The 12662-nt window shown below is 62.8% G+C and carries 9 protein-coding genes; 6 read left to right on the top strand and 3 right to left on the bottom strand.

Annotated features, from left to right (window positions below):
- The first annotated feature begins 136 nt into the window (after positions 1 to 136).
- Together greA and DT070_RS18490 are read left to right on the top strand one after the other, a co-directional pair.
- Complete coding sequence (greA, locus tag DT070_RS18495) at positions 137 to 613, top strand: transcription elongation factor GreA (protein ID WP_122956724.1); 477 nt, start codon at positions 137 to 139, stop codon at positions 611 to 613.
- 17 nt (positions 614 to 630) lie between these two features.
- Complete coding sequence (locus tag DT070_RS18490) at positions 631 to 1071, top strand: DUF4149 domain-containing protein (RefSeq protein ID WP_122956723.1); 441 nt, start codon at positions 631 to 633, stop codon at positions 1069 to 1071.
- Positions 1072 to 1168: 97 nt separating this feature from the next.
- Here DT070_RS18490 and folD read toward each other — a convergent pair whose 3' ends face one another.
- The 3 genes from folD to DT070_RS18475 all read right to left on the bottom strand — a co-directional run bounded on the left by folD (position 1169) and on the right by DT070_RS18475 (position 5359).
- Positions 1169 to 2035, bottom strand: a complete 867-nt coding sequence (gene folD, locus DT070_RS18485; protein ID WP_122956722.1) for a bifunctional methylenetetrahydrofolate dehydrogenase/methenyltetrahydrofolate cyclohydrolase FolD — start codon at positions 2033 to 2035, stop codon at positions 1169 to 1171.
- 85 nt (positions 2036 to 2120) lie between these two features.
- On the bottom strand, positions 2121 to 2747 hold the full coding sequence (locus DT070_RS18480) for a response regulator transcription factor (RefSeq protein WP_092125738.1): 627 nt from the start codon (positions 2745 to 2747) through the stop codon (positions 2121 to 2123).
- Between the two features lie 47 nt (positions 2748 to 2794).
- Positions 2795 to 5359 carry a PAS domain-containing sensor histidine kinase gene (locus DT070_RS18475; RefSeq protein ID WP_122956721.1) on the bottom strand — a complete coding sequence of 855 codons (2565 nt, stop codon included), beginning with the start codon at positions 5357 to 5359 and terminating at the stop codon, positions 2795 to 2797.
- A 344-nt stretch (positions 5360 to 5703) separates the two neighbouring features.
- Here DT070_RS18475 and aceE point away from each other — a divergent pair, with 344 nt between their 5' ends.
- The 4 genes from aceE to lpdA are packed head-to-tail and all read left to right on the top strand — an operon-like array spanning position 5704 to position 12604.
- Positions 5704 to 8427, top strand: coding sequence for a pyruvate dehydrogenase (acetyl-transferring), homodimeric type (gene aceE / locus DT070_RS18470; RefSeq protein WP_122956720.1), 2724 nt, complete (start codon positions 5704 to 5706; stop codon positions 8425 to 8427).
- Positions 8428 to 8480: 53 nt separating this feature from the next.
- Entirely contained in the window at positions 8481 to 10151 is a 1671-nt protein-coding gene (gene aceF, locus DT070_RS18465) for a dihydrolipoyllysine-residue acetyltransferase (protein WP_122956719.1), read from the top strand.
- A gap of 15 nt (positions 10152 to 10166) precedes the next feature.
- Positions 10167 to 10757 (top strand): MFS transporter, encoded by a 591-nt coding sequence (locus DT070_RS18460; protein ID WP_122956718.1) that lies wholly within the window; start codon positions 10167 to 10169, stop codon positions 10755 to 10757.
- Complete coding sequence (gene lpdA, locus DT070_RS18455; protein ID WP_122956717.1) at positions 10754 to 12604, top strand: dihydrolipoyl dehydrogenase; 1851 nt, start codon at positions 10754 to 10756, stop codon at positions 12602 to 12604. Before DT070_RS18460 ends, lpdA begins: the two co-directional genes overlap by 4 nt.
- Positions 12605 to 12662 lie beyond the last annotated feature (58 nt).

Genomic DNA, 12662 nt, shown 5'->3' with positions numbered 1-12662 from the left:
TTTTGCCGGGGGTTTTCCGGGCTATTTCCGGGTTGGGCCAGACCTGATTTGCATTAAACTTGTTTGACTGAAATTTTGGATTCAAGCGCCGCCGCCAGGTGACTGGTGGCGGTTTCGCTTTTGCAGGAGCAAAAACATGGCAACCATCCCCATCACCAAGCGCGGCGCAGAGAGCCTGAAGGCCGAACTGCACCAGCTTAAAACCGTTGACCGCCCCTGGGTCATCAATTCCATTTCCGAAGCGCGTGCCCAGGGCGACCTGAGCGAAAACGCCGAGTACGACGCCGCCAAGGATCGCCAGGGTTTTATCGAAGGCCGTATCCAGGAAATCGAAGGCAAGCTCTCTGCCGCACAAATCATCGATCCCTCCGCACTGGACGCCGGCGGCAAGGTCGTGTTCGGCTCGACCATCGAGCTGGAAGACGAAGACACCGGCGACAAGGTGACTTACCAGATCGTGGGTGAAGACGAGGCCGACATCAAGCTGGGCCGGGTCAATATCAGCTCACCGATTGCACGCGCGCTGATCGGCAAGGACGAAGGCGATACGGCTGAAGTCCAGGCGCCCGGCGGGATCAAGCGCTACGAAATCATTTCGGTGATGTACATCTAGAGTTAGATACCACAGCCATGAAGCAACGCTTCAATGTGATGGTGGCGGCCCTCTGGTGGGGCAGCCTGACGGGTCTGGGATTCGTCGTGGTGCCGATGTTGTTCGCCAACCTGGGCACACCTGCGGTGGCCGGCGCCATGGCTGCCAGACTCTTCACCGCGCAAACCTGGCTGAGCACCGGCTGCGCCATGTTGCTGCTGCTGGTTCTTAATAAAAAAGACGATGCAGCCCTTACGCAGCAAGCACAAGCTGCTATGAAATTTATAGTGGCCGGCCTGTTGCTGGCCTTGCTGGTGGAGTTCGGCATCGCGCCGCGCATCGTCAGCGCGCGTGCCGAGGGCGGCAACCTCAAGCTCTGGCATGGCCTGGGTACGGCGCTTTATGTGGTGCAGTGGCTTTGCGCCGGCCTGGCGCTCTGGCGCCTGGCTGCCGTATTGCAAAGGGATGCTGCCACCTGAAGGCTCGTGCTGCAAGGGAACGCTTCTTTGCCAGCCGGGGCCGCGGAACTGGCTTTGCCAGGCCGCAGGCGCAGCGGCCCCCTCGGGGGGCAGGAAGCTACACGGAGTGAGCGACCGTGGGGGCCATTTCCGCGGCTTCGAGCGTATTGACCAGCAGCATGGTGATCGTCATCGGGCCGACACCCCCGGGCACCGGCGTGATGTAGCCCGCCACTTCTTTCACCCCGTCAAAGTCCACGTCGCCGCAGAGCTTGCCTTCGTCATTGCGGTTCATGCCCACATCGATCACGACGGCGCCGGGCTTGACCATGTCGGCCGTCAGCACCTTGCGTTTGCCGACAGCCGCGACGATCACGTCGGCCTGCAGCGTCATGGCCTTGAGGTCTTTGGTCGCGCTGTGGCAGATGGTGACGGTGGCGTTCTTTTGCAGCAACATCAGCGCCATCGGCTTGCCGACGATATTGCTGCGGCCTATCACCACGGCATGCTTGCCTTTAAGGTCGTAGCCGATGCTTTCCAGCATTTTCATGCAGCCGTAAGGCGTGCAGGGCCAGAAGCCCGGCTGGCCGACCATGAGCGCTCCGGCGCTGGCGACGTGAAAGCCGTCAACGTCCTTGGCGGGCGAGATCGATTCGATGACCTTTTGTGCGTCGATGTGCGCAGGCAGCGGAAGCTGCACAAGGATGCCGTGAATGGCGGGGTCGTTGTTGAGCGCGTCCACACGGGCCAGCAGGTCCGCTTCGCTCAGGGTGGCGGGGTATTGCTCCAGCACCGAATGCAGGCCGTTGTCCTGGCAGGCCTTGACCTTGTTGCGCACATAGACCTGGCTGGCGGGGTTCTCGCCCACCAGCACAACCGCCAGGCCCGGCGTGACGCCGCGCGCCAGCAGGGCGGCGGCGCGCTGGGCGACTTCGGCGCGCAGTTGTTTGGAGAGGGCGTTTCCGTCGATCAGCTGGGCAGTCATTTTGTAATCGGTTTTTAAAGTAAAAACGCCCGCTGGTCCAATCAACACGGGCGCTATGAGCTATCAAAAAGATAGCAAAAGGGGGTTAGACCTTGGGTGCGTTGGATCCCAGGGCGATTTTGAGCAGGTCGGCCACGGTGTTGGCGTTGAGCTTTTCCATGATGTTGGCGCGGTGCGCCTCCACCGTCTTGATGCTGATGCCCAGGTCGTCGGCGATCTGCTTGTTGAGGCGGCCCGCCACGATGCGTTCAAGTACCTGCGCTTCGCGCGAGGTGAGCTTGGCGAGCAGGGCGTCGCGGCTGGCGGACTGCTGGTAGTCGCTGAAGGCTTCCTTGGCCTGCTCCAGCATGCGCTCGACCAGGTTGACCAGGGCTTCTTCCTGGAAGGGCTTCTGGATGAAATCCATGGCGCCTTTTTTCATGGTGTTGACCGCCATGGGCACGTCGCCGTGGCCGGTGATGAACACGATGGGAAGGGGCGACTTGCGCTCGACCAGTCGGTCCTGCAGCTCCAGGCCCGTCATGCCGCCCATGCGGATGTCGACGATCAGGCAGGCGACCTCGCGCGGGTCGTAGCGGGAGAGAAAGGTTTCGGCCGAGTCGTAGCAGCGCACCCGGTAGTCCTTGCCTTCAAGCAGCCACTGCAGCGAGTCGCGCACGCCCTCGTCATCATCAACGACGTAGACGGTACCTTTTTTGGGAATCAAGCTCATGCCAAACTTTCTTTCGTGAACTTCTTAAAGACGGTTCCTGAATGTTTTCAATGAACGCCGGTGTCCTTGGTGGTTACGGTATCGCTAGCAGGCGCCGTGGGCGCCATCAGGGGCGTTACGGGGATCCAGAAGGTAAACCGGCACCCTACCACTTCGTCCCCATTGTAGAGGTTCTCCGCCTCCATCCGCCCCTGGTGGGACTCGACAATGCTGCGGCACAGTTTGAGGCCTATGCCCATGCCTTCGGCCTTGGTGGAATAAAACGCTTCGTAGAGCCGGCCCATCACTTCGGGCGAGAGGCCGCGCCCCGAATCGAGCACCGAAAACTCCACCACGGCCTGGTCTTCAATGTGTTTGGGCACCACGCGCAGCTCCACGCTGCGGCGCGCCGTGGGCATGTGCGCCTGCTCGATGGACTCGGCCGCGTTCTTCATCAGGTTGATCAGCACCTGCTCGATCAGGATCGGGTCCACCATGATCTCCGGCAGGCGGGCCGCGATGTAGTGGCTCAGGCGCACATGGTGGCGGCGCAGCTCGATGTCGGCCAGCTCCATGGCATTGCTCACCATGGTCGCCACGTCGGCCGCGGTGCGGTTGGGTTCGCTGCGCTTCACAAAGGCGCGGATGCGCTGGATGATCTGCCCGGCCCGGTGCGCCTGCTTGGCGGTCTTGTCCAGCGCGACCAGCAGGTCTTCGTTGCTGATCTGCTTGCCCTTGATGCGCGACACCATGCCGTTGCAATAGTTGTTGATGGCCGTGAGCGGCTGGTTCAGCTCGTGCGCCACGCTGGACGCCATCTCGCCCATGGTGATCAGCCGGCTGGCGGTCTGGGCGCGTTCGTTTTGCTGGGCGGCTTGTTCCTCGGCATGGCGGCGCGGCGTGATGTCGGTGGCAATCACCATCTGGGCCAGGCGCCCGTCCACCCAGGTCAGGTAGCGTGAGCGCACTTCCAGCCACTTGCTCAGCTCGGGAACAAAAATCTCGGCGTTTTCTGTCTGCGCCGCCGTCAGCGTGTCGGTCGGCAGGCCGGCCAGGCCGTCGACCGCATCCAGCGTGTCGTCGGTGGGCACGGCGCTGGGCACGCCTGCTTGCGCGATCAGGTTCAGGTGGCCCGACACCTCGCCGCCAAACCAGGAGCGGTACAGCTTGTTGGCAAACAGCAGTTCTTCGCTGCCCAGCGGCGCCACGGACACGGCCGCGTCCAGGCCTTCGAGCACCGTGGTGAAGCGTTCGTAAGAGGCCGTCAGCTCTTCGCGCACGCGTTTGGGCTCGGTGATGTCCGTCATCGAGGTCATCCAGCCGGTTTGCTGGCCGCGCGGGTCGATCAGCGGCGAGACATACATGCGGGCGTCAAAAATCTGGCCGTTCTTGCGTTTGACCCGGACTTCAAAACCGCCCGGCGGTGTGCGGCCGTGCAGTTCATCGTCCAGACGCGCCATCAGCGTCTCGATTTCGCCTTCAGGCCAGTGCGGGAAGGGCGGCGTGCGGCCCACCAGGTCGCCTTCGGTCAGGCCCGTCATCTGGCAAAAAGCCGGGTTCACATACGTGATGCGGCCCTGCAGGTCGAGCGCGCGCATACCGGTGAGCATGGAGTTTTCCATCGCGCGGCGAAAGTTGGTTTCGGAGATCAACGCCTGCTGGGCCTGCACGCGGCGGCGCGTGTGGCGCCAGGTGCCCAGCAGCATCCACACCGTCAGGGCGCTCAGCGCGCTGACCAGCCAGAAGAAGCCGCTGCCGACCACGCCCAGCGAGGCACGGTAGCCTTCGGCCCGTATCAGCAGGCCGTTGCCGACCGGCGAGACCGGTATCTCGTATTCAGCGGCGCTGTCGGACCAGGGCAGCAGCCGGGCCGCAGGATTGCGGGGCGGCGGCAGGTTGCCGGCCAGCACGGCGTTTTTGTCATCCACCAGCGTGACGGCGTATTTGGCGGTGACCTCGGTCGGCACGCCAAAACGCAGCAGCCCGTCGATCGAGTATTCACCCATGATCACGCCGGCAAACTTGCCCTGGTCGTCCAGCGGCACCTGCAATTGCAGGGTCGGTGTGTTGTAGCCGCCGGCCTCTTTGGCCGCCAGCGGCCGTGAATAAACCGGTTGCCGCAAATCCCTGGCCAGCTCATAGGTGCCGTCGGTTTCGCCCACCTTGAGCTGCTCGCCGGCGCCGCGCAGCTGGCTGGCATTGGCGCTGGGCGACACATAGGCCACCTTGATGCGCCGCTTGCTGTCAACCCAGGTGACCGCCATCAGCTCCGGGTACTGGTTGACCAGCGACTCGGCCTGGGTGATGAATTCTTCGGTGTCGACTTCCTTGTTCGAGACGTCGCGGCCTATGCGCATGAGCTGCTCTTGCCGCTCCAGCAGGCGCAGCCGCAAGCGCTGCTGCGCGTACTCCACATCGCGCTTGACGGCTTGCTGTTCGCGGTCGATCTCTTCAATGCGAAGGTAACCAAATGCTGCGATCACCGCAGCCAGAAAGAGTGCAACCGCCAGCAGCGGCCCCAGCGTGATGAAACGGTCTTGCCGCGATGGCGACTGCCTGCGCCACCAGTGGCGCCACAAGGCGATGGGGGCGGGGTTTGCGGCGTCTGCAGGAGAGGGAGCTTGCTGGGTCATAGGGAAGGAGCAGTTTAAGTGAGTTGCCTTTGACGGGCCGCGTTGACCCTTGTCTTTTGGAGGAGAAACCCGGCAGCTGCGACACCCCGGAGATGTCTTGCGTTTCAGTTCCGGCCATGTTCGGCCTGACGCACAGGCTGTTTCGTTTGTGTTTATAAATTTCTTAATGTGAAATCAATGAGCACGATTTGAAATCTGTGGAATATTGTGAGAAACTAGAGACTTGAATCTAAATTGCGTTTACAACACGTTTAGACCCAAACAGACCCAGGCACTGCGCGCAGCCCGACAAGAGGCTGGGTAGCAGGTTAACAAGCTTTATCAGGCTACTCAGGAGACAAAACATGGCTGCCAACCCCACCCAAGCCGGCGACAACTTGCGCGCCGCCGCCAACGACGCACTGGACAAAGACAGCCAGGAAACCCGCGAGTGGATGGACGCGCTGTCCGCCGTCATCGAAAGCGAAGGCCCCGAGCGCGCCCACTTCCTGCTCGAACAACTCCTTGAGCATGCCCGCCAGAAAAGCATCGACATGCCTTTCTCGGCCAACACGGGTTATGTCAACACCATCGAAGCCGACCACGAAGAGCGCTCCCCCGGCAACCTCGAGATCGAAGAACGCCTGCGCGCCTACATGCGCTGGAACGCCATGGCGATGGTGGTCAAGGCCAACCGCCTGCACCCCGCCGACGGCGGCGACCTGGGCGGTCACATCGGCTCCTTCGCCTCGCTGGCCAGCCTGTTCGGCGCCGGCTTCAACCACTTCTGGCATGCCGAGAGCGAAAACCACGGCGGCGACTGCCTCTACATCCAGGGCCACGTGTCGCCCGGCGTCTATGCCCGCGCCTACCTGGAAGGCCGCCTGACCGAAGAGCAACTGCTCAACTTCCGCCAGGAAGTCGACGGCAAGGGCCTGTCCAGCTACCCGCACCCCAAGCTGATGCCCGAGTTCTGGCAGTTCCCCACCGTGTCCATGGGCCTGGGCCCGTTGATGGCGATTTACCAGGCCCGTTTCCTCAAGTACCTGCACGCCCGCGGCATTGCCAACACCGAAAACCGCAAGGTCTGGGTCTTCTGCGGCGACGGCGAGATGGATGAAGTCGAATCCATGGGCGCCATCGGTCTGGCCGCACGCGAAAAGCTCGACAACCTCGTCTTCGTCATCAACTGCAATTTGCAGCGCCTGGACGGCCCGGTGCGCGGCAACGGCAAGATCATCCAGGAGCTCGAAGGCGAGTTCCGCGGCGCCGGCTGGAACGTCATCAAGCTCATCTGGGGCAGCAACTGGGACCCACTGCTGGCGCGCGACAAGGACGGCGCGCTCAAGAAGGTCATGATGGACACGCTGGACGGCGACTACCAGGCCATGAAGGCCAATGACGGCGCCTACGTGCGCAAGCATTTCTTCGGCCAGGACCCGCGCACGCTCGAGATGGTCGCCAAGATGAGCGACGACGACATCTGGAACCTGCGCCGCGGCGGCCACGACTCGCAGAAGGTCTACGCGGCCTTCCACGCGGCCGTCAAGCACGAAGGCCAGCCCACCGTCCTGCTGATCAAGACCGTCAAGGGCTTCGGCATGGGCAAGATCGGCGAAGGCAAGAACAACGTCCACCAGACCAAAAAGCTGGCCGACGAGGACATCAAGGCCTTCCGCGACCGCTTCAACATCCCGATTCCTGACAGCCAGCTCGCCGACATCCCGTTCTACAAACCGGCCGACGACACGCCCGAAATGCGTTACCTGCACGAGCGCCGCAAGGCCCTGGGCGGCTACCTGCCGCATCGCCGCGTCAAGGCCGACGAGCAGTTCACCGTGCCGGCGCTCGAGACCTTCAAGTCGGTGATCGAGCCCACCGCCGAAGGCCGCGAAATCTCGACCACGCAGGCGTATGTGCGCTTCCTCACGCAGCTGCTGCGCGACCAGGCCCTGGGCCCGCGCGTCGTCCCCATCCTGGTCGACGAAGCCCGCACCTTCGGCATGGAAGGCCTGTTCCGCCAGATCGGCATCTACAACCCTGACGGCCAGAAGTACACGCCGGTCGACAAAGACCAGGTCATGTACTACAAGGAAGACAAACAGGGCCAGATCCTGCAAGAGGGCATCAACGAAGCCGGCGGCATGAGCAGCTGGATCGCAGCCGCCACCTCGTACAGCACCAACAACCGGATCATGATCCCGTTCTACGTGTACTACTCGATGTTCGGCTTCCAGCGTGTCGGCGACCTGGCCTGGGCGGCCGGCGACATGCAGGCGCGCGGTTTCCTGCTGGGCGGCACCTCGGGCCGCACCACGCTCAACGGCGAAGGCCTGCAGCACGAAGACGGCCACAGCCACATCCTGGCCGGCACCATCCCGAACTGCATCAGCTACGACCCGACCTTTGCGCATGAAGTCGGCGTCATCCTGCACCATGGCCTCAAGCGCATGGTCGAAAAGCAGGACAACGTGTACTTCTACCTCACGCTGCTGAACGAGAACTACGCCATGCCCGGCCTCAAGCCCGGCACCGAAGAGCAGATCATCAAGGGCATGTACCTCTGCAAAGAGGGCGCCAAACTCACGCCACGCGTGCAACTCCTGGGCTCCGGCACCATCCTGCGTGAATCCATCGCCGCGCAAGAGCTGCTTGAAAAAGAGTGGGGCGTTGCCGCCAATGTCTGGAGCTGCCCGAGCTTCAACGAGCTGGCCCGCGACGGCCAGAACGCCGAACGCTGGAGCCTGCTGCACCCCACCGAAAAAGCCCAGGTGCCGTTTGTGGCCGAGCAGCTCGAAAAGCACACCGGCCCCGTCGTCGCGTCGACCGACTACATGAAGGCCTACGCCGAGCAGATCAGGCCTTTTATCCCCAAGGGACGCACTTACAAGGTGCTGGGCACCGACGGCTTCGGCCGCAGCGACTTCCGCAGCAAGCTGCGCGAGCACTTCGAGATCAATCGCCACTACATCGTCGTGGCGGCGCTCAAGGCGCTCAGCGAAGAGGGCACGGTGCCGGTCGCGAAGGTGAGCGAAGCCATCAAGAAGTACGGCATCAATGTCGACAAGATCAACCCGCTTTACGCTTGAGTTAAAACCCTGACGTAGACGTACAGACGCCTGAAGCAAACGGAGACAAGAATATGGCAGTGGTAGACATTCAAGTTCCTGATATCGGGGATTTCGACGAAGTGACGGTGATTGAATTGCTGGTAAAACCCGGCGACACCGTGAAAGCAGAGCAGTCGCTGATCACCGTGGAGTCCGACAAGGCCTCCATGGAAATCCCGTCCAGCCACGCGGGTGTGGTTAAGGAAATCAAGGTCAAGCTCGACGACAAGGTCAAGCAGGGCTCTGTGGTCCTGACGCTGGAAGTGGCCGGCGCTGAAGCCGCTCCTTCTGCATCAAAACCGGCTGCAGCCCAGGCTGCACCTGCACCAGCCGCTAGCAAATCTGTAGCAGCGCCGGCGCCCGCGTCCGCTGCGGCCCCGGCCGCTTCCGGCCCGGTCGAAGTCCGCGTGCCCGACATCGGCGACTTCAAGGACGTCTCCGTCATTGAAGTGCTGGTCAAGCCCGGCGACACCATCAAGGCCGAGCAATCGCTGATCACCGTCGAGTCCGACAAGGCCTCGATGGAAATTCCGTCGTCCGCCGCCGGCGTGCTCAAAGAGCTCAAGGTCAAGATGGGCGACATCGTCAACATCGGCGACCTGGTGGCCATCCTCGAAGGCTCTGTGGCTGCCAGCGCAGCGCCTGCGCCCGCACCGGCGCCTGCTGCGGCCCCGGCTGCACCTGCCGCCGCCGCTGCTGCGCCTGCACAGGCAACCACATCCGCCCCCGCAAGCCAGCCGGCCCACGACCCCACCACCGCGCCGCAGGGGAGCCTGCCGCATGCCTCGCCCTCGGTGCGCAAGTTCGCGCGCGAGCTCGGCGTGCCGTTGGCCGAAGTCAAAGGAAGCGGCCCCAAAGGCCGCATCACGCAAGACGACATCCAGGCCTTCACCAAGTCGGTGATGGACGGCAGCGTCCGCACCCAGGCGCAGGCCGCCAAGGCGCCCGCATCGTCGGGCGGCGGCGCAGGGCTCGATTTGCTGCCATGGCCCAAGGTCGACTTCACCAAGTTCGGCCCGGTCGAGCGCAAGGACATGTCGCGCATCAAGAAGATCAGCGGCGCCAACCTGCTGCGCAACTACGTGATGATCCCGCACGTCACCAACCATGACGACGCCGACATCACCGAGCTCGAAGCCTTCCGCGTTTCGACCAACAAGGAAAACGAAAAGGCCGGCCTGAAAGTCACCATGCTGGCTTTCCTGATCAAGGCCAGCGTTGCGGCCCTGAAGAAATACCCCGAGTTCAATGCCTCGCTCGACGGCGACCAGATCGTCTACAAGCAGTACTACCACATCGGTTTTGCGGCCGACACGCCCAACGGGCTGGTCGTCCCGGTGCTGAAAGACGCCGACAAAAAAGGCGTGTTGCAGATCAGCCAGGAAATGGGCGAGTTGGCCAAGAAGGCGCGCGACGGCAAATTGACGCCGGCCGAAATGCAGGGCGCCAGCTTCACCATCTCGTCGCTGGGCGGCATCGGCGGGCGTTACTTCACGCCCATCATCAACGCCCCTGAAGTCGCCATCCTCGGCGTCTCCAAGAGCCAGATGGAGCCGGTCTGGGACGGCAAGGCCTTCCAGCCGCGCCTGATGCTGCCGCTGTCGCTGGCCTGGGACCACCGCGTGATTGACGGCGCCGGCGCCGCGCGCTTTAACGCCTACCTCGGACAAATCCTCGCTGACTTCCGCCGCGTCCTCCTCTAAACAGGTGGCGCACATATGACAACGCTAGTAGTCGTCAAAAAAGCGGGGCAGGTTGCCATCGCGGCCGACACGCTGGTGACCTTCGGCGACACCAGCCTGACGCACCGCTTCGAGGCCAACAGCAAGATCTTCAAGGTCGACACGCCCGCCGGCATGAGCTATGTGGGCATGGCCGGTACGGTGGCGCATTTTCCGGTGCTGCGCAAGGCCATGGCGGCCTTGCCCAAAGAGCAGCTCAAGCTGGGTTCGCGCGACGAGGTGTTCGACACCTTCGTCAAGCTGCACCCCATGCTGAAAGAAACGTTTTTCCTGCAGACCAAGGAAGACGACAACGATCCCTACGAGTCCAGCCAGTTCACGGTAGTGATCGCCAATGCCAGCGGCATTTACGGCCTTTACAGCTACCGTGAAGTCTTTGAGTTCAAGGAATTCTGGGGCATCGGCTCAGGCCGCAGCTTTGCGCTGGGCGCGATGCATGCCGCCTGGGACAAAGCCAAAACGGCGCGCGAGGTGGCCATGGCCGGCCTCAGCGCAGGCTGCGAGTTCGACAAGAACTCCGCCGGACCGATAGACATATTCACCCTTAAATTGAAAGCCTCCAAATGAGCGCATCCAGCCTGGTAGACATCAAGGTGCCGGACATTGGCGATTTTGACGAAGTGTCCGTGATTGAAGTGCTGGTCAAGGCCGGCGACACCATCAAGGCCGAACAAAGCCTGATCACCGTTGAAAGCGACAAGGCGTCGATGGAAATCCCGTCGTCGGCGGCCGGTGTGGTCAAGGAAATCAAGGTCAAACTCGGCGACAAGGTCAAGCAGGGCTCCGTCGTGCTGACGATCGAGAGCACCGGCGCGGCCGCAGCACCCGCAGCCCCCACAGCAGATTCAGCACCAAAACAGGCTGCAGCCCAGGCTGCTCCTGTACCTGCCGCTCCTAAAACTGTAGCAACTCCGGCCCCCACGGCCGCCAGCTTTGCGGGCTCCGCCGACCTGGATTGCGACCTGGTGGTGCTGGGCGCCGGCCCCGGCGGCTATTCCGCCGCCTTCCGCGCGGCCGACCTGGGCCTGAAGGTTGTCATCGTCGAGCGCTACGCCACGCTGGGCGGCGTCTGCCTGAATGTGGGCTGCATTCCTTCCAAGGCGCTGCTGCATGTGGCGGCCGTGATGGACGAAGTCAAACACTTCGGCAGCGTGGGCGTGAGCTTTGGCGAACCCACGGTCGACATCAACAAGCTGCGCACCCACAAGGAAACCGTGGTCGGCAAGCTCATCGGCGGCCTGGCCGCCATGGCCAAGATGCGCAAGGTCACCGTGGTGCGCGGCTACGGCAATTTTGTCGGTGCCAACCACATCGAGGTGGAAGAAACCTCCGGAACCGGCCAGGACAAAACCGGCAAAAAACAAACCATCGCCTTCAAGAACTGCATCATCGCGGCGGGCTCGCAGGCTGTGCGCCTGCCGTTCATGCCGGTCGATCCACGCGTGGTCGATTCCACCGGCGCGCTGGACCTCAAAGAAGTTCCCAAGCGCATGCTGATTTTGGGCGGCGGCATCATCGGCCTTGAAATGGGCACGGTGTATTCCACCCTGGGCGCGCGCCTCGACGTGGTCGAGATGATGGACGGCCTGATGCAGGGCGCCGACCGCGACCTCGTCAAGGTCTGGCAGAAGATGAACGCACCGCGTTTTGACAACATCATGCTCAAGACCAAAACCGTGGGCGCCAAGGCGACCAAGGCCGGCATTGAAGTCACGTTTGAAGGCGAGGGCGCCCCGGCGCCGCAAACCTACGACCTGGTGCTGCAGGCCGTGGGCCGCTCGCCCAACGGCAAAAAAATCTCGGCCGAAAAAGCCGGCGTCAGCGTGTCCGACCGCGGCTTTATCCCCGTCGACATCCAGATGCGCACCAATGTGCCGCACATCTTCGCCATCGGCGACATCGTCGGCCAGCCCATGCTGGCGCACAAGGCTGTGCATGAAGGCCATGTGGCGGCTGAAGTCATCGCCGGTGAACTGCAAGGCAACAAGGAACTCGCCAGCGCCGCCTTCAATGCGCGCGTGATCCCCAGCGTCGCCTACACCGACCCCGAAATCGCCTGGGTCGGCCTTACCGAAGACCAGGCCAAGGCGCAAGGCATCAAGGTCAAGAAGGGCCTCTTCCCCTGGACGGCCTCCGCACGCGCGATTGCCAACGGCCGCAGCGAAGGCTTCACCAAGCTGCTGTTTGACGACAGCCCGGAGGCTCACGGCCACGGCAAGATCCTGGGCGGCGGCATTGTCGGCACCCACGCCGGCGACATGATCGGCGAGATCGCCCTCGCCATCGAGATGGGCGCCGACGCCGTCGACATCGGCAAGACCATCCACCCGCACCCCACACTGGGCGAGAGCATGGGCATGGCCGCGGAAGTGGCACACGGCAGCTGCACCGATTTGCCGCCACCTCGCAAGTAAGCAGCGCCTTGCGTATAGTAAAAAGCCCGGCTGAGCCCGGGCTTTTTTGCTGATGAGC

Origin of the sequence: Polaromonas sp. SP1 (assembly GCF_003711205.1) — a bacterium.
Taxonomy (GTDB): Bacteria; Pseudomonadota; Gammaproteobacteria; order Burkholderiales; family Burkholderiaceae_C; genus Polaromonas.
The sequence above is the reverse complement of the archived record's forward strand: the minus strand, read 5'-3'. Positions and strand labels throughout refer to the sequence as shown.

Coding starts and splice junctions, on each gene's coding strand:
- aceE (WP_122956720.1), top strand. CDS start 5,704: ATGGCTGCCAACCCCACCCAAGCCGGCGACAACTTGCGCGCCGCCGCC.
- aceF (WP_122956719.1), top strand. CDS start 8,481: ATGGCAGTGGTAGACATTCAAGTTCCTGATATCGGGGATTTCGACGAA.
- DT070_RS18475 (WP_122956721.1), bottom strand. CDS start 5,359: ATGACCCAGCAAGCTCCCTCTCCTGCAGACGCCGCAAACCCCGCCCCC.
- DT070_RS18460 (WP_122956718.1), top strand. CDS start 10,167: ATGACAACGCTAGTAGTCGTCAAAAAAGCGGGGCAGGTTGCCATCGCG.
- folD (WP_122956722.1), bottom strand. CDS start 2,035: ATGACTGCCCAGCTGATCGACGGAAACGCCCTCTCCAAACAACTGCGC.
- greA (WP_122956724.1), top strand. CDS start 137: ATGGCAACCATCCCCATCACCAAGCGCGGCGCAGAGAGCCTGAAGGCC.
- lpdA (WP_122956717.1), top strand. CDS start 10,754: ATGAGCGCATCCAGCCTGGTAGACATCAAGGTGCCGGACATTGGCGAT.
- DT070_RS18480 (WP_092125738.1), bottom strand. CDS start 2,747: ATGAGCTTGATTCCCAAAAAAGGTACCGTCTACGTCGTTGATGATGAC.
- DT070_RS18490 (WP_122956723.1), top strand. CDS start 631: ATGAAGCAACGCTTCAATGTGATGGTGGCGGCCCTCTGGTGGGGCAGC.